20 protein-coding genes are annotated in these 19,556 nt (G+C 63.8%); 10 read left to right on the top strand and 10 right to left on the bottom strand.

Annotated elements, in window-relative coordinates:
* Positions 1-209 precede the first annotated feature (209 nt).
* From ftsY to rpoH, 4 genes are all read left to right on the top strand, one after another.
* The gene (gene ftsY / locus MST27_RS01495; RefSeq protein ID WP_243604235.1) at positions 210-1,502 is read left to right on the top strand and encodes a signal recognition particle-docking protein FtsY; all 1,293 of its coding nucleotides are present in this window, start codon (positions 210-212) and stop codon (positions 1,500-1,502) included.
* Entirely contained in the window at positions 1,499-2,170 is a 672-nt protein-coding gene (gene ftsE / locus MST27_RS01490) for a cell division ATP-binding protein FtsE (RefSeq protein WP_243604234.1), read from the top strand. Before ftsY ends, ftsE begins: the two co-directional genes overlap by 4 nt.
* Positions 2,167-3,177 (top strand): permease-like cell division protein FtsX, encoded by a 1,011-nt coding sequence (gene ftsX / locus MST27_RS01485; RefSeq protein ID WP_243604233.1) that lies wholly within the window; start codon positions 2,167-2,169, stop codon positions 3,175-3,177. Before ftsE ends, ftsX begins: the two co-directional genes overlap by 4 nt.
* Before the next feature lie 111 nt (positions 3,178-3,288).
* On the top strand, positions 3,289-4,143 hold the full coding sequence (gene rpoH / locus MST27_RS01480) for an RNA polymerase sigma factor RpoH (RefSeq protein WP_243604232.1): 855 nt from the start codon (positions 3,289-3,291) through the stop codon (positions 4,141-4,143).
* A 61-nt stretch (positions 4,144-4,204) separates the two neighbouring features.
* Here rpoH and MST27_RS01475 read toward each other — a convergent pair whose 3' ends face one another.
* The gene (locus MST27_RS01475; protein ID WP_243604231.1) at positions 4,205-6,769 is read right to left on the bottom strand and encodes a hybrid sensor histidine kinase/response regulator; all 2,565 of its coding nucleotides are present in this window, start codon (positions 6,767-6,769) and stop codon (positions 4,205-4,207) included.
* Between the two features lie 177 nt (positions 6,770-6,946).
* Positions 6,947-7,654 (bottom strand): monofunctional biosynthetic peptidoglycan transglycosylase, encoded by a 708-nt coding sequence (gene mtgA / locus MST27_RS01470; RefSeq protein ID WP_243604230.1) that lies wholly within the window; start codon positions 7,652-7,654, stop codon positions 6,947-6,949.
* A 69-nt stretch (positions 7,655-7,723) separates the two neighbouring features.
* Here mtgA and MST27_RS01465 point away from each other — a divergent pair, with 69 nt between their 5' ends.
* The 5 genes from MST27_RS01465 to MST27_RS01445 all read left to right on the top strand — a co-directional run bounded on the left by MST27_RS01465 (position 7,724) and on the right by MST27_RS01445 (position 11,564).
* Entirely contained in the window at positions 7,724-8,098 is a 375-nt protein-coding gene (locus MST27_RS01465; protein ID WP_243604229.1) for a DUF423 domain-containing protein, read from the top strand.
* Positions 8,099-8,187: 89 nt separating this feature from the next.
* Positions 8,188-8,388 (top strand): sulfur carrier protein ThiS, encoded by a 201-nt coding sequence (thiS, locus tag MST27_RS01460; protein ID WP_243604228.1) that lies wholly within the window; start codon positions 8,188-8,190, stop codon positions 8,386-8,388.
* A 79-nt stretch (positions 8,389-8,467) separates the two neighbouring features.
* A complete protein-coding gene (locus MST27_RS01455; protein ID WP_243604227.1) occupies positions 8,468-9,262 on the top strand; it encodes a thiazole synthase in 795 nt (264 codons plus the stop codon).
* Positions 9,263-9,326: 64 nt separating this feature from the next.
* Complete coding sequence (gene trmB, locus MST27_RS01450) at positions 9,327-10,037, top strand: tRNA (guanosine(46)-N7)-methyltransferase TrmB (RefSeq protein WP_423705859.1); 711 nt, start codon at positions 9,327-9,329, stop codon at positions 10,035-10,037.
* Positions 10,038-10,229: 192 nt separating this feature from the next.
* Complete coding sequence (locus MST27_RS01445) at positions 10,230-11,564, top strand: DUF1329 domain-containing protein (RefSeq protein WP_243604226.1); 1,335 nt, start codon at positions 10,230-10,232, stop codon at positions 11,562-11,564.
* A gap of 58 nt (positions 11,565-11,622) precedes the next feature.
* Here the strand turns inward: MST27_RS01445 and arcC are convergent, their stop codons facing one another.
* The 4 genes from arcC to arcD form a co-directional block, all read right to left on the bottom strand.
* Complete coding sequence (arcC, locus tag MST27_RS01440; protein ID WP_243604225.1) at positions 11,623-12,546, bottom strand: carbamate kinase; 924 nt, start codon at positions 12,544-12,546, stop codon at positions 11,623-11,625.
* Between the two features lie 37 nt (positions 12,547-12,583).
* Positions 12,584-13,594 carry an ornithine carbamoyltransferase gene (locus MST27_RS01435; RefSeq protein WP_243604224.1) on the bottom strand — a complete coding sequence of 337 codons (1,011 nt, stop codon included), beginning with the start codon at positions 13,592-13,594 and terminating at the stop codon, positions 12,584-12,586.
* 47 nt (positions 13,595-13,641) lie between these two features.
* Complete coding sequence (gene arcA, locus MST27_RS01430) at positions 13,642-14,898, bottom strand: arginine deiminase (protein WP_243604223.1); 1,257 nt, start codon at positions 14,896-14,898, stop codon at positions 13,642-13,644.
* 96 nt (positions 14,899-14,994) lie between these two features.
* Positions 14,995-16,422 (bottom strand): arginine-ornithine antiporter, encoded by a 1,428-nt coding sequence (gene arcD / locus MST27_RS01425; RefSeq protein WP_243604222.1) that lies wholly within the window; start codon positions 16,420-16,422, stop codon positions 14,995-14,997.
* Between the two features lie 181 nt (positions 16,423-16,603).
* Between arcD and MST27_RS01420 the strand changes: the two genes are divergently transcribed.
* Entirely contained in the window at positions 16,604-16,966 is a 363-nt protein-coding gene (locus MST27_RS01420; RefSeq protein WP_243604221.1) for a DUF5064 family protein, read from the top strand.
* Between the two features lie 5 nt (positions 16,967-16,971).
* Here the strand turns inward: MST27_RS01420 and MST27_RS01415 are convergent, their stop codons facing one another.
* From MST27_RS01415 to MST27_RS01400, 4 genes are all read right to left on the bottom strand, one after another.
* Entirely contained in the window at positions 16,972-17,295 is a 324-nt protein-coding gene (locus MST27_RS01415) for a DUF3392 domain-containing protein (RefSeq protein ID WP_243604220.1), read from the bottom strand.
* 9 nt (positions 17,296-17,304) lie between these two features.
* Positions 17,305-18,441, bottom strand: coding sequence for a radical SAM family heme chaperone HemW (hemW, locus tag MST27_RS01410; protein ID WP_243604219.1), 1,137 nt, complete (start codon positions 18,439-18,441; stop codon positions 17,305-17,307).
* A 74-nt stretch (positions 18,442-18,515) separates the two neighbouring features.
* The gene (gene rdgB / locus MST27_RS01405) at positions 18,516-19,112 is read right to left on the bottom strand and encodes an RdgB/HAM1 family non-canonical purine NTP pyrophosphatase (protein WP_243604218.1); all 597 of its coding nucleotides are present in this window, start codon (positions 19,110-19,112) and stop codon (positions 18,516-18,518) included.
* A complete protein-coding gene (locus tag MST27_RS01400; RefSeq protein WP_243604217.1) occupies positions 19,109-19,531 on the bottom strand; it encodes a DUF4426 domain-containing protein in 423 nt (140 codons plus the stop codon). The genes rdgB and MST27_RS01400 overlap by 4 nt, the downstream gene beginning before the upstream one ends.
* Positions 19,532-19,556: the final 25 nt, after the last annotated feature.

Below are 19,556 nucleotides of genomic sequence, written 5' to 3'. Positions count from 1 at the left end.
AGGTCGGCCTGCCGACGGCGTGGGCAGGCGATAACCTGAGGCATGTTAATGGCACGTTGGGGTCAGAGCAAAGGCGACCGCCACGTCTGGCGCCGCGGTGTTCTGGCGTAGGGCCACGCTTAGCGTGGGGGATGATGCAGTGCTAGGATAGCCCCCGTCTGGCCGGTGGCGTGGCCGCCGGCGTTTGCCCTCTTGAGAAAATCTTCTCCATGTTTGGTTCCAACGACGATAAGAAGGCGCCGGCCGAAGCTGGCGAGAAGAAAGGCCTGTTCGGCTGGTTGCGCAAGAAGCCCCAGGCGCCCGCCGAGCCACCACCGGCTGCCGAACCGCTGGAAGAGAGCCAGCCGTTCGCCGACGAGCCCGACGAAGCCGTCCGCGACGAAGCCGTAACGCCCGGCGAAGCGCCGCGCGAGGAGCAGCCCGTCCCGTCGCTGCAGGCCGAATCCGAGCCGGCGCATGAAATCATCCAGCCCGAGACGATGCCGGAAGAGCCCGCCCTGGCGGAGGTCGCCGTCGAGCCGCCGCCGGCTTCGACACCCGAAGCGCCAACCCGGCTGGGCTTCTTCGCGCGGCTCAAACAGGGTTTGTCGAAGACCAGCGCCAGCATCGGCGAAGGCATGGCCAGCCTGTTCCTGGGCAAGAAGGCCATCGATGACGACCTGCTCGACGAGCTCGAGACGCGGCTCTTGACCGCCGATGTCGGCGTCGAGGCAACCACCGCGATCATGCAGAACCTTACCCGCCGCGTCTCGCGCAAGGAGCTGGCCGACAGCGGCGCCCTCTACAAGGCGCTGCAGGAGGAACTTGCCGGGCTGCTGCGGCCGGTCGAGCAACCCCTGCAGATCGACGGCAGCCGTACGCCCTTCGTGATTCTCGTGGTGGGTGTCAACGGGGTCGGCAAGACCACCACCATCGGCAAGCTCGCCAAAAAACTCCAGCTCGAGGGCAAGAAGGTCATGCTCGCCGCGGGCGATACCTTCCGCGCTGCGGCGGTGGAGCAATTGCAGGTCTGGGGTGAGCGCAACAGCATCCCGGTGGTGGCGCAACACACCGGAGCCGATTCGGCGTCGGTGATTTTCGATGCGGTGCAGGCCGCCAAGGCTCGAGGCATCGACGTGCTGATCGCCGACACCGCCGGCCGTCTGCACACCAAGGACAACCTAATGGAAGAATTGAAGAAGGTCCGTCGGGTGATGGGCAAGCTGGATGAAACCGCGCCGCACGAAGTGTTGCTGGTACTCGATGCCGGGACAGGGCAGAACGCGATCAACCAGACCAAGCTATTCAACCAGGCCGTGGAGCTCAGCGGCCTGGTGCTGACCAAACTCGACGGCACCGCCAAGGGCGGCGTGATCTTCGCGCTCGCCAAGCAGTTCGGTACCCCGATTCGCTACATCGGCGTAGGCGAGGGCATCGATGATCTGCGGACCTTCGAAGCGGACGCCTTCGTCGAGGCGCTGTTTGCCGAGAAGGGCGCCGGTGCAGGTGCCGCCTCGTCATGATTCGCTTCGAACAGGTCGGCAAACGTTATCCCAACGGTCACATCGGTTTGCACGAGCTGTCCTTTCACGTGCAGCGCGGCGAATTCCTGTTCGTGACCGGTCACTCCGGTGCTGGCAAGAGCACCCTTCTGCGCTTGCTGCTGGCCATGGAGCGCCCGACCAGCGGCAAATTGCTGCTGGCCGGACAGGACCTCTCCCGCATCAGCAATGCGCAGATTCCTTTTCTGCGCCGGCAGATCGGTGTGGTGTTCCAGAACCACCAACTGCTGTTCGACCGCACCGTGTTCGACAACGCCGCACTGCCGCTGCAGATCCTCGGCTTGAGCAAGCGAGAGATCGGCCAGCGGGTGATGACGGCACTCGATCGCGTCAGTCTCAAGGACAAGGCACTGCAGTACCCGTCTGACCTCTCGACGGGGCAGCAGCAGCGGGTCGGCATCGCTCGCGCAGTGGTGCACCGCCCGGCGTTGCTGCTGGCCGATGAGCCCACCGGCAATCTCGACCCGCGCCTGGCCGCGGAAATCATGGGCGTGTTCGAAGACATCAACCGCCTCGGCACCACCGTGCTCATCGCCAGCCATGATCTGGCGTTGATCGCGCGCATGCGCCATCGCATGCTGACCCTGCAGCGTGGTCGCCTGATCGGCGACGGGGAGGCGGCCCGATGAGTACGCACAAACAAGGCTCGACACCGGCCGAACGCGTTGGCGGTCTGCCCAACAAGCCCGAGCAGCCGGTCAACGACGAACCGGATTTCAAGGCCCTGTTCCACGCCTGGCTGGAAAGCCATCGGGCCAGTTTCGTCGACAGCGTCGGGCGCCTGGTCAAACAGCCGATCGGGAGCTTCTTTACCTGCCTGGTGATGGCTGTCGCCCTGAGCCTGCCCATGGGGCTGGCGCTGCTGCTGGATAATGTCGAGCGGCTGGGCGGTTCCTGGCAACGGGCAGCGCAGATTTCGCTGTTCATGGAGCTGAGCGTGGAGGCGAGCGAAGGAGAAGCCCTGCGCGAACGGATACTCGAGATACCGGACGTGACCGACGCCGAGTGGATCAGTCGCGAACAGGCGCTCGAAGAATTCCAGCAGCTATCCGGCCTGGGCGAAGCCTTGCGGGAATTGCCCGAGAACCCGTTGCCTGGGGTCATCCTGGTCACGCCCCGCGAAGTCGACCGGGACAATCTCGAGGCCCTGCGCCAGCAGCTCGCCGAGCTACCGGGTGTCGCCCAGGCGCAACTCGACCTGCTCTGGGTCGAGCGGCTCGGGGCCATTCTCAAACTGGGCGATCGCTTCGTGTTCGGTCTCAGCCTGCTGCTCATCGCGACGCTGCTCCTGGTGATCGGCAACACCATCCGGTTGCACATCGAGAACCGTCGCACCGAGATCGAGGTGGTCAAGCTGGTCGGCGGAACCGACGGCTACGTACGGCGTCCCTTCCTCTATATGGGAGCGCTCTACGGGCTGGGTGCCGGGCTCATCGCCTGGGCGCTGCTTGCCTACGGGCTGGGCTGGCTGAACGAGGCGGTGACCGGTCTGGCCGGGCTGTACGGCAGCGATTTCGGCCTGGCCGGCGTGCCGGTCGAGGACGGCTTCTCGCTCGTGCTGGGTGCGTTGCTGTTGGGCTACATCGGCGCGTGGCTAGCTGTCGCACGGCATCTGAGCGAACTCGCGCCAAGGTGATAACTTGCTGTTTTTTAAGGAATAATCGAGCCTGTGTCGGAACTTTTCCACAGGCTTGAAGTCTGATCCGGCAATGCTAAACTGCTGCAGCTTCACTATTGGAGGAACTGCATGACGACTAATCTGCAACCTGTTCAAGCACTGGTTCCGGGAGCCAATCTCGAAGCCTACGTGCAGACGGTAAACAGCATCCCGCTGCTTTCGGTCGAGCAGGAACGCGACCTGGCAGAGCGCCTGTACTACAAGCAGGATCTCGAGGCCGCTCGCCAGATGGTGCTTGCTCACCTGCGGTTCGTGGTTCACATCGCCCGCAGTTATTCGGGCTACGGCCTGGCGCAAGCCGACCTGATCCAGGAAGGCAATGTCGGCCTGATGAAGGCGGTCAAGCGCTTCAATCCTGAAATGGGCGTGCGCCTGGTGTCTTTCGCGGTCCACTGGATCAAGGCGGAGATTCACGAGTTCATCCTGCGCAACTGGCGCATCGTCAAGGTCGCCACGACCAAGGCGCAGCGCAAGCTGTTCTTCAACCTGCGCAGCCAGAAGAAGCGCCTGGCCTGGTTGAGCAACGACGAGGTCGAGCGGGTGGCCGATAGCCTGGGTGTCGAGGCGCGCGAGGTGCGCGAGATGGAAAGCCGCCTGACAGGCCATGACATGGCGTTCGACCCATCAGCCGATGCGGACGACGACAGTGCCTATCAGTCGCCCGCGCATTATCTGGAAGACCACCGCTACGATCCGGCGCGTCAGCTCGAGGACGCGGACTGGAGCGACAACTCCAACTCCAATCTGCATGAGGCGTTGGACTCGCTGGACGAGCGTAGCCGCGACATCCTCCAGCAGCGTTGGTTGAGTGACAACAAGGCGACCCTGCATGATCTGGCGGCCAAGTACGGCGTCTCCGCCGAACGAATCCGGCAGCTTGAGAAGAATGCGATGAACAAGCTGAAAGGCTCGATCCAGGCCTGATCGGCAGAAACACATGGAGGCGCTGCAGATTCATTCTGCAGCGCCTTTTTTGTTGCTCCGCTCAGCCGTGAGGGCGGGTCTGCTCCAGGCTTTCGCTCAGGGCGATCAGCAACTGCGCCGCACTGATCGGCTTGTGCAGCCAGGTCACCCCGGCGTACTCGGTTTTCTGGTCGAAATGGGTCGCAGCGGATACCACGATGATCGGCAGGTCTCGGGTCTTGGGATCGGCACGTACTTCCTCGATGAGATCACTGCCGCTGCCGTCGGGCAGATGCAAGTCCAGCGTCATGGCCTCGTAGCGGGTCTCGGCCAGCTTGCTGCGTGCCGCATGCAGGCTTTGCGCGCGGTCGACCGAGTAGCCGGCGTCGCGAAGCATCAGGTGCAGCAGGCGCCCGGTATCCGGCTCGTCTTCCACGACCAGGAGGCGCAACTGGCCCTGATCCGCACTGGGTGCGCTGGATTCGACGACCGGCAGCTCGCACCAGAAGGTGGTGCCGGCACCCTCGGTGGTGTCGAAGCCGACACGCCCGCCCATGCGCTCGATGAATTCCTTGGTAATAGCCAGACCAAGCCCGGTTCCACCCTTTTGCCTGCTGTCCGACGCGTCGGCCTGGGCGAATTTTTCGAAGATTCGGCTCTGAAACCCCTTGGGGATGCCCGGGCCCTGGTCAGTGACGTTGATGCGGACGTGCCCGGTGTCGGTTCGACTGCAGTGCAAGGTCACCTGGCCGCCTTCCGGCGTGTACTTGATGGCGTTGGACAGGAAGTTGCTGAGCACCTGCTGCAGACGCAGCCCATCGACCCACACACGCACGTCTGCCGGATTCTTGAGGACGCAATTGACGCCCAGGTGCGTGGCAAAGGCCTGGTTGCTGGCCAGTGCCTCGTCCAGCAGGCGGCGCAGCGAATGTTCGCGCAGGTCGAATGTCATCTTGCCGGCGGCGATCTTTTCCATGTCCAGCAGATCGTTGATCAGATGGCCCAGACGCAGGCTGTTGCGGTGCGCGATGTCTAGCATCTGCTGCATCGCTGTCGGGACCTCGCCCATGGCTCCGCCAGTGATCAGGCCCAGTGCGCCACTGATCGAAGTCAGTGGCGTGCGCAGCTCGTGGCTGACGGTGGAGACGAATTCATCCTTCATCTGCTCGATGCGCTTGTGCTCGGTCAGGTCCATGCTGGTCCCGCTGATGCGCAGCGCTCGGCCGTCCTGGTCGCGCTGAATGTAGCCGCGCACCAACACCGGCAGGACATGCCCGTCCTTGTGCCGGAAACGCAGTTCGGTGGTGAAGTGATCGACGTTCGAGAGCATGGTCTGGGCCAGCTGCGCCCGGGCCCGGGGGAGATCCTCCGGCATCATCAGGCGTTCCCAGAGCTTGAGGTCCGCCTGCAGCTCGCCCGGGCGATAGCCCAACATGTGCCAGGCGCGTGGGGAGGCGTAGAAGCTGCCGGCGGCGAGATGCAGATCCCAGACGCCATCATTGCTGCCTTTCAAGGCGAGGCTGAGGCGTTCCTCGCTCAGCTGCAGGGCGCGCTTGTTCTCGCGGATGTGCTCGGTCATTTCCTGCGCCATGGCCTCGGCCCGGCTGCGGCCGAGCGCCAGCGAGGAGGTCAGGAAGAACAACAGCAGGCTCAGACCGAGGCAGCCGACCAGTACCAGGGTGTCGTTGGAATGATAGTAGGCTTCGAATTCCGGCAGACTTTCGAACTGCAGCGTCCAGGTCTGGCCATACAGTTCGAGTTGCACCAGCTGTCGGTATTCGGCCGGCTGGGCGTGTGAGCGCTCGGCGCTGGCAAACAACCGCTGCTCGGGTATTTCCGCGTCGCCGGCATAGATTTGCAGGCTCAGGTTGGCATCGGCCGCGCCAAGGATGCCGTGCATCAGGTCATCCATCCGGTACGGGCTGTAGACGAAGCCACGCAACGCTTGCAGTCGAGCCTCGGGGGTATCGGTTTCCAAGCCTGCCCGGTAGATCGGGATGTACATCAGCACGCCGGCCTGGACCTTTCCGTGGGTTTCCTGGCGCAGCGTGACCTTGCCGGTCAGGCGGGGTTGCCCTGTCTCGGCGGCCTTGCGCATGGCTTGGCGACGCACCGGTTCGGAAAACATGTCGTAGCCGAAAGCCGCCAGGTTGCGTGCACCGAATGGCTCGATATAGAGCACGGGCGTGAGGAGGACGCTGCCGTCCTGGACCGGGTGGACCCGGTAATCAGGATACCCCTCGGCACGGACGCGTTGCTCATGCGCGGCGATGTCTTCAGGCCTTACCGCCTCGGCAAACCCGACGCCCTGGATGCCCGGATAGCGCTCGGCCAGGTTGAGCCGCTTGTGGTAGATGCGCCATTGTGTGCGGCTCACTTCACCGGTGGCGTCGAACAAGCCGGCCGCGCCGAGCAGTATCTGTTCATGATCGACGAGGCGCTTGCTGATTGCTTCGCTGGTCTTCTCCACCAAGAGCCCGAACTGGCGCTCGGCCGCGCGCTCCTCGTCGATTTGCAGATGGTTGAAGATCGCCAGCTGCACCAGCAGCGTCACGACCAGTACCAGCCAGGCGATGCTGTTACGCCACTGGAAGAACTGGCGCACCTTGCTGCCTCTTGTACGGGTGTGTGTCGCGGTATCGCTCATAGGTTGCTGCCGTGCATGGGTAGCGAATGCGTGGCGCTGCGGGTGCGTCTTTTCATTGAGTCGACGATTCAGGAACAGTCGCCACGCAAATCGCAATCGGTCGGTCGAGCTTACTCGTTGAGATGGCTAACTGCCACACTGGCCCGTCAGGCCCTCCTCGGGCAGGTGCCTCCTCGTTTAGAACAGGCCGGGCCTCATGTCGTTCAGGTAATGGCTGCCACCGAGCTGGCTGATCTGGCGTCTGATCCAGGCGGCGCGGTTGCGCACATGTGGGCCGGGGCGGCCAGCGCTCCACGCTCGCGGGTTTGGCAATACGGCGGCCAGCTGGCTGGCCTGCTGGACGGAGAGATAGGGAGCGCCCACGCCGAAATGGTGGCGGGCCGCAGCCTCCGCGCCAAAGACGCCGCTGCCCCATTCGACACTATTGAGGTAGACCTCCAGAATGCGTTGTTTCGGCCAGAGCAACTCGATCAGGCCGGTGAACCAGACCTCCAGCCCTTTGCGTACCCAGCTGCGGCCGGACCAGAGGAAGAGGTTCTTGGCCACCTGCTGGCTGAGCGTGCTGGCGCCGCGCAGCGAGCCGCCGCGCTCGTTGTGCGCGAACGCGGCACGAATGGCTTCAAGGTCGAAACCCCAGTGCGAGGCGAATTTCTGATCTTCAGCAGCGATGACCGCCATCTTGAGATGGTCCGGCAGCTCCTTCCAGGGTCGCCAGGTGCGTTGCAGGTCGATGCTGTCGTCCTGCACCCAGGACTCGATCTTGCGCTCGACCATGAGCGCCGTGAACGGCGGCGGCACCCAGCGGAACACCAGCACCAGCAGCACCGACAGGGCGATCAGCCACAACAGCAGTTTGGTCAGGCGGCGCATCAGTGCTTGAAACATGAGTCGTGGTCGCGGCCGGGAAGAGCCGGCATTATAGCGGCCTCGACGCGCCAGACTGGAAACCTGCCCATGATTCGTCTTTTCCTCCTGCTCGCCGGTGTATTCGGTTTGACCGGCGTCGCCCTTGGCGCCTTTGCGGCTCACGGCCTGAAAAACCGCCTGGCACCCGAGATGCTGGCGGTCTTTCAGACGGGCGTGCAGTACCAGGTGTACCACGCACTGGCGCTGCTGGCCGTCGCGCTGTTGTCCCTGCACATGCCTGGCCGGCTGCTCAGTGCCGCTGGCGGACTGTTCGCCGTAGGCATCCTGCTCTTTTCCGGTAGCCTCTACCTGCTCACGCTGACCGGTGTCGGCAAGCTGGGCATCATCACGCCGTTCGGTGGCGTGGCGTTCCTGGCCGGTTGGCTGTGCCTGGTCTTCGCGGCCTGGAATCTCCGCGGCTGATGGCCGGGACGAATGGCCGCGCGCCGCGCCTTGGTGGGGCGGGGGGATCGGGCTAGAATGCTGGCCCCTTTGCAATGGTGGCAATCATTATGCTCATCGAGTTGAACGGCGAGCGTTACGAGCTTCCCGACGGCCAGTCGGTGGCCGACCTGCTGCAACGGCTGGACCTGGCTGGGCGGCGCCTGGCGGTTGAGCTCAACCGGGATATCGTTCCGCGCAGCCAGCATGCGCACACCCTGCTGAGCGAAGGCGACAAGGTCGAAGTCGTCCACGCCATCGGCGGCGGTTGAGCGGCCACCCTTCGCCTGATTTCCGGCGCCGCCGTGCCGTGCGCCTCATCGCTGCATCACGCCTGAACAGGAGGGCGCCATGAGCCCACTTCCCCATGACAAACCTTTCGCCCTGGCCGGCCGCACCTATCAATCGCGTCTGTTGGTCGGCACCGGCAAATACAAGGACCTCGAAGAAACCCGCGCGGCCATCGAGGCCTCGGGTGCCGAGATCGTCACAGTGGCCGTGCGCCGCACCAACATCGGCCAGAATCCGGGCGAGCCCAACCTGCTCGATGTCATTTCCCCGGACCGCTATACCATCCTGCCGAACACCGCCGGTTGTTACGACGCCGAGGATGCGGTGCGCACCTGCCGCCTGGCACGTGAACTGCTCGATGGCCATAAGCTGGTCAAACTGGAAGTGCTCGCCGACCAGAAGACGCTGTTCCCGAACGTCATCGAAACCCTCAAAGCCGCCGAGGTGCTGGTCAAGGACGGTTTCGATGTCATGGTGTACACCAGCGACGACCCGATCATCGCGCGCCAGCTGGCCGAGATGGGCTGCATCGCGGTGATGCCGCTGGCCGGCCTGATCGGCACGGGCCTGGGTATCTGCAACCCCTACAACCTGCGCATCATCCTCGAAGAAGCGAAGGTTCCGGTGCTGGTCGACGCCGGCGTTGGCACCGCTTCCGATGCCACCATCGCCATGGAACTGGGGTGCGAAGCCGTCCTGATGAACAGCGCCATCGCGCATGCTCAGCAACCGGTGTTGATGGCGCAGGCCATGAAGCATGCGATCGAGGCCGGGCGTCTGGCCTATCTGGCTGGTCGCATGCCGAAGAAACTCTACGCCAGCGCCTCCTCGCCCATGGAAGGCCTGATTCGCTGAGTCTCGTCACCCCGCCCGCGTCATTGCCGCGTGGGCGGTTCAGCCCCTTTGCAGGTTTCACTCGATGATCGATACCCCCTCACCGGCCGACGGCCAGCGGCGCATGCGCACCATCAAAAGCTTCGTGATGCGAGCCGGCCGCATGACCGAAGGCCAGCAACGCGGCCTCGACCAGGGCTGGCCGCGCTTTGGCCTGGAACTGGCCGACGGCCTGCGCGACTTTGACCAGGTGTTTGGCCGGCAAGCGCCTCGGACTTTCGAGATCGGCTTTGGCATGGGTCACTCCACGCTGGAAATGGCCGCGGCGGCGCCGGAGCAGGATTTCATTGGCGTCGAGGTGCACAAACCGGGCGTTGGCGCCCTGCTAAGCGGACTTCTGTCACAAAATCTGAATAATGTCCGGGTCTACAGTTGCGACGCACTTGAAGTGCTGCGTGAATGCATCCCCGATGCGAGCCTGGATCGGGTCCTGCTGTTTTTCCCCGACCCCTGGCACAAGAGTCGCCACCACAAGCGGCGTATCGTTCAGCCGGCCTTTGCCGAGCTGGTTCGGCAGAAGCTCAAGATTGGCGGTGTGCTGCACATGGCGACCGACTGGGGCCCCTATGCCGAGTTCATGCTCGACGTCATGAGCGTCGCGCCTGGCTATCGCAATCAAGCAACCGATGGACAATACGTCGAGCGGCCACCGGAGCGCCCGGTGACCAAGTTCGAGCGCCGAGGCGAGCGCCTGGGCCACGGCGTCTGGGACCTGAAATTCGAACGCATCGGTTGAAGCGCGCAAGATGAAATGCGGGCGCCATCATGCGCCCGACAGAGCCGTGCCCAGCGGCCCATGGACGACCAAGACGATCAGCTAACCCGCCAGGATGGCGACACCCAACACACGACCACAACGATGAGCCGCCCTGCCTCTGGCCGGGACGGTGACCTGCAGCCTGCCGATACAGCTGCAAAGGAGCAAAAGATGTTCAGAAAGTTTGGAATTCTGCTACTGGCCGCCTGCGCCAGCCAGGCGCAGGCCAAGGTGGATGAAAGCGAGGCCGCACGACTGGGCCGGGACCTGACCCCTCTGGGCGGTGAGCGCGCCGGTAATGCCGCCGGGACCATTCCGGCCTGGACAGGCGGCGTACAGCCACCGGCCGGCTACAGCGTCGGGATGCACCATCCGGACCCTTTCGCCAGCGACGCCATGCTCTATCGCGTCGACAAGAGCAACGTCGGCGAATACGCCGCCCTGTTGCCGGAAGGCCTGCGTGCGCTGATTGAACGTCATCCCGACTTTTTCCTGCGGGTCTTCCCGACGCGTCGCAGCGCCGCGAATCCGCAACGCATCTATGACGCGACCCGTCTGAACGCCGTCAATGCCGAGCTCATCGCGAATGGCAACGGCATCCGGGGCGCTTCGGCCGGCATTCCGTTCCCGATTCCACAGGACGGTATGGAAGTCATCTGGAACCACGTCCTGCACTACAAGGGCGAGCAGACCCACTTCGTCAACAACCAGGCGGTGGTGATCAACGGCAAGCCTGCCTACATTCGTCGCGATCGACACATCTATTACGTCTACAACCGTGATGGCATCAGCCAGGCGGACCTGGACAACACTTCGCTGTACTACAAGTACCGGGTAACGGCCCCGGCCAAGCTGGCAGGCACATCGCTGGTCGTGCAGGATCCGCTCGACCAGGTGCTGGCCGTGCGCAAGGCCTGGCGCTACAGCCCCTCGGACCGTCGCGTGCGGCGCTTGCCCTCGCTGGCCTACGATTCGCTGCAGCCGGACACCAGCGGGCTGGCTACCGCCGATGTCGTGGATTCGTTCAACGGCGCGCCGGATCGCTACGAGTGGAAGCTGGTCGCTAAGCGCGAGATGCTGGTCCCCTATAACAGCTACGCGGTCCATCAGAAGGGCATCCCCTACGACGAGATCGTCCGTCCTCGCACGCTAAATCCGGAGTTGCTGCGCTACGAGCTGCACCGTGTGTGGGTGGTTGACGCCGCCCTGCGCAAGGGCTTCAGCCATCCGTATGACAAACGACGCTTCTACATCGACGAAGACAGCTGGTCGATCCTCGCGGTGGATCTGTTCGACGAGAACGGCGAGCTCATCGGCCTGCAGGAAAGCCATCCGATCAGCTATTACGACGTGCCCATGTTCAACAGTACGGTCGAGACGCTCTACCACCTCAAGGACGGCAACTATTTCGTCGACGGGCTGGACAACAACGAGCAGATGTACGACTTCGATGTGCGGCTTAGCCCACGGGACTTCTCGCCGGCCGCGCTGAGGCGCGGCAACTGATCGACCCCCACGAAAAACCGCCTGCTTCAGGCGGTTTTTCTTTTCCGGCCCTGGCCCGCTAATGCAGGCCCGTCGCCGCCAGGCTGATGCGTGTCCCGGCCTCGCCTTGAACGATGGCTTCGATGTCCGCGAGTGAGCCGATCACGGCGGTACGCCCGGTGTGGCGGGCAAACTCGCAGGCCGCCTGGACCTTCGGCCCCATCGAGCCCGCGGCGAACCCGAGGCGCTCCAGCTCGTCTGGATGGGCTTCGGTGATGCGCCGCTGCCGTGCTGTTCCCCAGTCCAGGTACGCCCCGTCCACGTCGGTTGCAATGATCAGCAGATCCGCCTCGAGCTGTTCGGCCAGCAAGGCCGAACACAGGTCCTTGTCGATCACTGCCTCGATGCCCGTCAGGCGCCCGCTCTGGTCATAGACGGTGGGGATGCCGCCGCCACCGGCGCAAATCACCACGCTGCCTTTTTCCAACAGCCATTTGATGGGTCGGATCTCGAAAATCCGCTTCGGCCTTGGGCTTGGGACAACACGGCGGAACCGGTCGCCGTCGGCGGCAATGCACCAGCCCTTTTCCCGCGCCAGCCGCTCGGCCTCCTCTTGGCTATAGACCGGGCCGATCGGCTTGCTCGGGTTTCCGAACGCAGGGTCGGCTGGATCCACCTCGACCTGCGTCAGCAGGGTCGCGAAGGGCACCTCGAAGGGCAGCAGATTGCCCAGCTCCTGCTCGATGATGTAACCGATCATGCCCTCCGTTTCGGCGCCGAGTACGTCCAGTGGATAGGCCGGCACTACTTGATAGGCCGCCCCTTGCAGGGCAAGCAGCCCGACCTGGGGACCGTTGCCGTGGGCTATGACCAGCTCGTTGCCGGGCTCGATACGCGCGATCTGCGAGCAGGCGAGCCGGACGTTCTCGCGCTGGTTATCTGCGGTCAACGGCTCGCCTCTGCGAAGCAAGGCATTGCCCCCCAATGCGACGACGATACGCATGTGCTTCTCCTGCGTGCATCCATGTGAGGCCGTTGGTTCAGATGTCGGCCAGCGTTGAAACGAGGATCGCCTTGATCGTGTGCATGCGATTTTCCGCCTGCTCGAATGCGATGCAGGCGGGCGATTCGAAGACGTCTTCGGTCACCTCGATGCCGTTGGATAGATGCGGGTATCGGGCCGCGATCTCCTTGCCAACTTTGGTCTCGCTGTTGTGAAACGCTGGCAGGCAATGCATGAATTTCGTGCGCGGATTGCCAGTTTTCTGCATCAGAGCGGGATTGACCTGATACGGCAGCAGCAGCGCGATGCGTTCGCTCCAGGCCTCGACCGGCTCGCCCATCGATACCCAGACGTCGGTATGGACGAAGTCGACGCCCGCCACCGCGGCTTGCGGGTCCTCGGTGAGCAGCAAGCGCGCGCCGCTCTCCTTGGCAAAGGCTTCGCAGGCCTTGACGTGCTGCTCGCTCGGCCAGAGCGCGCGAGGCGCAGCGATGCGCACATCCATACCCAGCTTGGCGCCGATCAGGAGCAACGAATTGCCCATGTTGTTGCGCGCGTCCCCTAGGTAGGCGTAGCTGATCTGGTGCAGGGGCTTGTCGCTGTGCTCGCGCATCGTCAGCACGTCGGCAATCATCTGGGTGGGGTGGTATTCGTCGGTCAGGCCGTTATAGACCGGCACCCCGGCATAGCGCGCGAGCTCCTCGACGACCTCCTGCTTGAAGCCGCGATATTCGATGGCGTCATACAGGCGGCCCAGCACGCGGGCCGTGTCCTTCATGCTCTCCTTGCGGCCGATTTGCGACGAGTTCGGGTCGATGTAGGTGACATTGGCCCCCTGGTCGTAGGCTGCCACTTCGAAGGCGCAGCGGGTACGGGTCGAGGTCTTCTCGAAGATCAGCGCGATGTTCCTTCCTTTCAGGTGCTGCCGCTCGGTGCCTGTGTACTTGGCGCGTTTCAGGTCACGCGACAGGTCGAGCAGGTAAAGCAGCTCACGCTCGCTGTGGTGCATGAGGCTCAGCAGACTGCGGTTGTGGATATTGAATGCCATGGTGGATGCCCTCTGGATATGGGTAGCGCAGCAGCGCCGGGTGCGAATCAGTAATCGAGCGGGTCGCGAACGATCGGGCAGGTCATGCAGTGCCCGCCGCCGCGCCCTCGTCCCAGCTCGCTGGCGCTGATGGTGATGACCTCGACGCCGGCCTTGCGCAGCTGGGTATTGGTATAGGTGTTGCGGTCGTAACCGATCACGACGCCTGGCTCGAGGGCGACCACATTGTTGCCGTCATCCCATTGCTCACGTTCGACTTCGTAGCTGTCCCCGCCCGTTTCCACCACGCGCAACCTGGGCAGGCCCAAGGCCTCGGCCACGACGTCGAGAAAGCTCGCCTTTTCGCGCCGCAGGTCGATGCCGCCCGGTTTGCGCTCGTCGGGCCGCAGGCTGAATGCGACGATGCCATTGACCACCTCGGGGTAGACGGTGACCAGGTCCCGGTCGCAGAAGCTGAACACGGTATCCAGGTGCATAGCCGAGCGCGAGCGCGGCAGACCGGCGACGATCACCCGTTCGGCCGCACCGTGCCGGAAGAGCGATTGCGCTAGCTGGCCGATGGCCTGGCGTGAGGTCCGTTCGCCCATGCCGATGAGCACCACGCCCTTGCCGATCGGCATGACGTCACCGCCTTCGAGCGTGGCCAGACCGTGGTCCAGCTCGGGATCCCCATACCAGACCTTGAAGTCCTGCCCGGCGAACGCGGGGTGGAAACGGTAGATGGCCGCCGTCAACAAGGTTTCCTGACGTCGGGCTGTCCAGTGCATCGGATTGAGCGAGACACCGCCGTAGATCCAGCAACTCGTGTCGCGAGTGAACAGGGTGTTGGGTAACGGCGGCAGGATGAAGCTCGAATGGCCCAGATAGTCCCGGAACATGCTGACGATCTCACCGCTTTGCGTACCGGGCAGGTCCGCGCCCGATACGCCACCGACCAGGTATTCGGCGAGCGCCCGCGGCTGCTGTTGCTCGAGCCAGCCGCGAACCTCGTCGCGCAGGCCGACGCCGACCTGATTGGCCGTGATCTTGCGATCCAGTATCCACTTCAAGGCCTCTGGGTTGCTCACCGTTTCGGTCAGCAGGTTGTGCATCTCCAGGACTTCAACGCCACGTTCGCGCATCTTGGTGATGAAGTCGAAATGGTCACGCTTGGCCTGGTTGACCCACAGCACGTCGTCGAACAGCAACTCGTCGCAGTTGGTCGGGGTGAGCCGCTGATGCGCGAGGCCTGGCGAGCAGACCATCACCTTGTGCAGCTTTCCCGCTTCGGAATGCACGCCTGGTTTGAGAGGTTGCGAGGTCATGGCAGTACTCCTTGCAGTCTTCGCACCGGTAGGTGCTCAGGGACTCGCCCATGCTTCTGGCGTGGGTCGAGCGGTTTTCACGATCCGCTCCTGTCGTCACAGCGAGAGGAATCCGTCGTACAGTCCGTAGGCGGCGATGGCGGCACCGACCAGGACGGCAGCGAAGATCAGTTTCTCCACCGCGGTGAACACCGGCTCGCCGCGCTCATGCTTGGCCATGGCAAAGAACACGGCGCCCGGTGCATAGAGCAGGGCGGAGAGCAACAGGTACTGCACCCCGCCGGCATACACGAGCCAGAGCGCGTAGAGCGTAGCGATCGCCGCGATGGCGAGGTCCTTGCGCCGCTCGGCGGTGGCGTGCTCGTACCCTTCGCCGCGCATGCCGAGCAGCAGGGCGTAGGCGGCCGACCAGAAATAGGGCACCAGGATCATCGAGGTGGCCAGATAAAGCAGGTTGAGGTAGGTCGAGGCGCTGAACAGGGTGATGACCAGGAAGAGCTGGATCAGCCCGTTGGACAGCCAGAGCGCGTTGGCTGGGACGTGATTGGCGTTTTCCTTGCGCAGGAAGCGGGGCATGGTGTTGTCGCGGGCGCCGGCGAACAGGATCTCCGCGCACAACAGGGTCCAGGAGAGCAGGGCGCCTGCCAGCGACACCACCAGCCCGACGCTGATCAGCACCGCGCCCCAGCGCCCGACGACCTCCTCGAGCACGCCGGCCATGGACGGGTTCTTGAGACCGGCCAGTTCTGGCTGGCTCATGATGCCCATCGACAGGACGTTGACCAGGACGAGCAAGGCAAGGACGCTGATGAAACCGATCACGGTTGCCTTGCCCACGTCACTTCGCCGCTCGGCGCGAGCCGAATAGACGCTGGCGCCCTCTATGCCGATGAACACCCAGACGGTGACCAGCATCATGTTGCGCACCTGCTGCATCACCGAGCCGAGGTCAGGATTGCCGCGCCCCCAGAAATCCCCCGTGAACACATCCAGGCGAAAGGCCACGGCGGCAATGACGATGAACAGCAGCAGCGGCACTATCTTGGCCACCGTGCTGATCAGGTTGATGAAGGCTGCCTGCTGGATGCCGCGTAACACCAGGAAATGGACGCCCCAGAGCACCAGCGAGGCGCCAACCACCGCAGGCAAGGTGTTGCCCTCGCCAAACAGGGGAAAGAAGTAGCCGAGCGTGCTGAACAGCAGCACGAAGTAGCTGACATTGCCGATCCAGGCACTGATCCAGTAGCCCCAGGCGGACGAGAAGCCCATATAGTCGCCAAAGCCCGCCTTGGCATAGGCATAGACGCCAGCGTCGAGTTCCGGCTTGCGGTTGGCGAGCGTCTGGAACACGAAGGCGAGGCTGAGCATGCCGATGGCGGTAATGGCCCAACCGAGCAGGATGGCGCCGGCGCTGGCGCTGGCTGCCATGTTCTGCGGCAGGGAGAAGATCCCCCCGCCGATCATCGAGCCGACGACCAGGGCCACCAGTGCGCTGAGTTTCAATTGCTTCGATGCAGTAGCCATGATCCGTCTCCTTGAAGATCCGAGCAGCTGCGACCATTCAATGCCTACGCGCACAAGGCCGTGATGATCGGCGTCAAGAAAATTCGGGAGTGCGAGTGCAACGATGATGCAGGCCGGTCAGCTCTGACCAGGCGCAAAGAGCGGGCCGGTGCTCGCGGCCTATGAAAAGAGGAGGGGACGCATGTTCAGGCCCGGTCATGCGGAGGTCAGTCGACCCGCGACGCAGGGGTATCCCGGCTACCACCTGGTTCTGGACTACCACGTCGAAGGCGAGGGCGAAAAACCGGAGTGGGCCTGCTTTCATCTGCATGGAGAGGTCGACCGGCAGCCGATCGACGAACAGTTCTCGATGCATCGCGATGTCGCGTTCAATTTCCTGCAGCGCATCCGACGCTGCCTGCGTCGGCGTGGCGTGCGCTTGCATGCCGACGTGGTGTTCGGCTTTCACGCGGTGTACGACCCACTGTTCGAGGATCTCCGGCAGCAGCTGCATGGCATGCCGGGTGAGCCGGTGAACCTCGAGCGTTTCCTGCGCGAGCCCTGAGACCGTCAGTTTCGGTCGGCGACGACACCGATGATGAACAGCACCAGCAGGAGTACCGGCGCGAGGGTGTAGTTGTTGAACTGCGCCAGGCCCTTGGCGAGCCAGGGGGTCAGGTAAATGATGCCGAGGCCATAGACCAGGGCGCAGAACACCACGAACGCCAGGGTACGCAGGACGAAGTTGAGCCCGCCGATGTTCTTCTGCACCCAGGCGTTGAGCGCCGGACCGAACAGGACGAACAGGGTCGCCATGATCGCCAGCGAAATATCGAACAGATGGTTTCGGCTCCAGCGCGACAGGGTAGCGATGAGGTCGAGTACGAGATCCATGCGGGGTCCTTAGGGCAAGAAAAACTGCAGCAGGTCGTTGAGAAACAGCTGGCCTTTGCGGGTGGCGACCAGGCGTTGCGGATCGCATTCCAGCAGGCCGCGGGCTTCGGCTTCGTGCCGTGCGTCGTTCAGCACCGCAAGCGGCAATCCGGTGCGCTGAGTGAACAGCGTGGCGGGCACGCCGTCGGTGAGCCGCAGCACATTCATCAAAAACTCGAAGGGCAATTCGCTCGCCTCCAACGCTCGCTCGCCGGCACGAAACGGCTTGTCGGGGTTGAGGTAATCCTGCGGTCCGCGCGTCTTCCAGTTGCGGTGAACCTGTCCAGCGGGTGTCGTCCACTTGCCATGTGCGCCGGCCCCGATCCCGAGGAAGTCGCCAAAGGTCCAGTAGTTCAGGTTGTGTCGCGCCTGGCGGTCCGGCTGGGCGTAGGCGGAGGTTTCGTACTGGCGATAGCCATGCGACGCGAGCAGTGCCTGACCGGCTTCCTGGATGTCCCAGAGCGTTTCGTCTTCCGGCAGTGTCGGCGGGCGGGTCCAGAATTCGGTATTCGGCTCGACCGTCAGTTGGTACCAGGACAGGTGTGTCGGCTGCTGGGCGATGGCGGTCCTCAGGTCCTGCAGCGCCTCGTCGAGGGTCTGTCCGGGCAGGCCGTGCATGAGGTCCAGGTTGAAGTTGTCGAAGCCCGCCGCCCTTGCCATGTCGGCGGCGCGTATCGCCTCGTCGCCGTCGTGGATGCGCCCCAGCGCCTTGAGCTTGCTTGCCTGGAAACTTTGGACACCGATCGACAGGCGATTGATGCCCAGCTGGCGATAGTCGCGGAACTTGGCCTGTTCGAAGGTGCCGGGGTTGGCTTCGAGGGTGATCTCGATGTCATCGACGAAGCCTACGCGACGCTCCAGCGCTTGCAGTATCCGACCCAGCGCGGCGGCGGAAAACAGGCTCGGCGTGCCGCCGCCAAAGAAGATCGAGGACAGCGGCCGGCCCTGTACGTGCTCGGACTCGCATGCGAGGTCGTCGATCAGTGCCGCCACGTAGGCGTCCTCGGGCAGCTCAGGCCCGGCGGCGTGCGAGTTGAAGTCGCAGTAGGGGCACTTGCGCACGCACCAGGGGATATGAACGTAGGCCGCCAGGGGCGGTAGCTCCAAGCCTGAATCTGAGGGCTTCGGGTCATCCCTGGGTGTTTTAGTTGCGGCTTCCGGCTGCAGGCTTCCGGCTCGGCTCATGCGAGCCCCAACCTCGCCCTGAGCTGTGCCATGGCGCGGGCGCGGTGACTGAGCCGGTTCTTGTCCGCTGGCGCCAGTTCGGCGCTGGAGCAATGCTGCTCGGGTACCCAGAACAGCGGGTCGTAGCCGAAGCCGTGTTCGCCGCGTGGCGCGTGAAGGATGCGGCCGTGCCAGAGTCCTTCGCAAACGATCGGCAGCGGATCATCGGCATGCCGAACCAGGGCCAGCGCACAGACGAACTGGGCGCCACGCTCGGCATCCGGCACGTCGCGCAGCGCCTCGAGCAGCTTGGCGTTGTTCGCCGCGTCGCCCTGGCCGTCGGCGTACCGTGCCGAATAGATGCCAGGCGCGCCACCCAGGTGATCCACCGCCAGGCCGGAATCGTCGGCGAGGGCCGGTAGGCCGGACACACGGGCGGCGTTGCGGGCCTTGAGGATGGCGTTCTCGATGAAGGAAAGGCCGGTTTCTTCCGGCTCCACGTCGCTGAACTCGCCTACCGAGCGCACGCGTACGGCGTCGCCCAGCATGGCTTGGAGTTCCTTGAGCTTGCCGGCGTTGTGGCTGGCCAGCACCAGTTCGTCGAAGGTCATCATTCGTCCGGAAAGAATTCTTGAGTGAAATCGAAGTTGATCGGCGCGGCGCCGGCAGGCCGCACATCGAGGTTGAAGCGCAGTGTCTCGCGCGACTCGAAGGGGAACTGTGCGAGGTAATAGATGGCCGCGTCGCCCTCCTTCAGCTGCTTGAACGTCAGCGGGTAGTCCTGGCCGAGCAGGTTCTTGACCGTCCCGCTGACCTGTGCGGCGACCGGCTTGCCGGCCTTGAGCACCGAAACGTTCACCACGCCCTGGGCGCGGCTGCGCACCAGCCCGGCAGCGGAGGCGATTTCGGGCTGCAGGAAGCTTGAATTGAAGGCGATGTAGTGCACGTCATAGTCGCCAACGCTGTGCTTGCGCTCGGCCAGCGCCGGCAGGGCGAACATCAGGGCTAGAAGACAGATCAGGCTGCGTTTCACGATGGCTCCTCCATTGATGTCGCGA

It is taken from the genome of Stutzerimonas marianensis, assembly GCF_022810315.1.
Taxonomy (GTDB): domain Bacteria; phylum Pseudomonadota; class Gammaproteobacteria; order Pseudomonadales; family Pseudomonadaceae; genus Stutzerimonas; species Stutzerimonas marianensis.
The sequence above is the reverse complement of the archived record's forward strand: the minus strand, read 5'-3'. Positions and strand labels throughout refer to the sequence as shown.

Bases quoted from the DNA above. Each gene is read 5' to 3' on its own strand.
- ftsY (WP_243604235.1), top strand. From the start codon at position 210: ATGTTTGGTTCCAACGACGATAAGAAGGCGCCGGCCGAAGCTGGCGAG.
- ftsE (WP_243604234.1), top strand. From the start codon at position 1,499: ATGATTCGCTTCGAACAGGTCGGCAAACGTTATCCCAACGGTCACATC.
- ftsX (WP_243604233.1), top strand. From the start codon at position 2,167: ATGAGTACGCACAAACAAGGCTCGACACCGGCCGAACGCGTTGGCGGT.
- rpoH (WP_243604232.1), top strand. From the start codon at position 3,289: ATGACGACTAATCTGCAACCTGTTCAAGCACTGGTTCCGGGAGCCAAT.
- MST27_RS01475 (WP_243604231.1), bottom strand. From the start codon at position 6,769: ATGAGCGATACCGCGACACACACCCGTACAAGAGGCAGCAAGGTGCGC.
- mtgA (WP_243604230.1), bottom strand. From the start codon at position 7,654: ATGTTTCAAGCACTGATGCGCCGCCTGACCAAACTGCTGTTGTGGCTG.
- MST27_RS01465 (WP_243604229.1), top strand. From the start codon at position 7,724: ATGATTCGTCTTTTCCTCCTGCTCGCCGGTGTATTCGGTTTGACCGGC.
- thiS (WP_243604228.1), top strand. From the start codon at position 8,188: ATGCTCATCGAGTTGAACGGCGAGCGTTACGAGCTTCCCGACGGCCAG.
- MST27_RS01455 (WP_243604227.1), top strand. From the start codon at position 8,468: ATGAGCCCACTTCCCCATGACAAACCTTTCGCCCTGGCCGGCCGCACC.
- trmB (WP_423705859.1), top strand. From the start codon at position 9,327: ATGATCGATACCCCCTCACCGGCCGACGGCCAGCGGCGCATGCGCACC.
- MST27_RS01445 (WP_243604226.1), top strand. From the start codon at position 10,230: ATGTTCAGAAAGTTTGGAATTCTGCTACTGGCCGCCTGCGCCAGCCAG.
- arcC (WP_243604225.1), bottom strand. From the start codon at position 12,546: ATGCGTATCGTCGTCGCATTGGGGGGCAATGCCTTGCTTCGCAGAGGC.
- MST27_RS01435 (WP_243604224.1), bottom strand. From the start codon at position 13,594: ATGGCATTCAATATCCACAACCGCAGTCTGCTGAGCCTCATGCACCAC.
- arcA (WP_243604223.1), bottom strand. From the start codon at position 14,898: ATGACCTCGCAACCTCTCAAACCAGGCGTGCATTCCGAAGCGGGAAAG.
- arcD (WP_243604222.1), bottom strand. From the start codon at position 16,422: ATGGCTACTGCATCGAAGCAATTGAAACTCAGCGCACTGGTGGCCCTG.
- MST27_RS01420 (WP_243604221.1), top strand. From the start codon at position 16,604: ATGTTCAGGCCCGGTCATGCGGAGGTCAGTCGACCCGCGACGCAGGGG.
- MST27_RS01415 (WP_243604220.1), bottom strand. From the start codon at position 17,295: ATGGATCTCGTACTCGACCTCATCGCTACCCTGTCGCGCTGGAGCCGA.
- rdgB (WP_243604218.1), bottom strand. From the start codon at position 19,112: ATGATGACCTTCGACGAACTGGTGCTGGCCAGCCACAACGCCGGCAAG.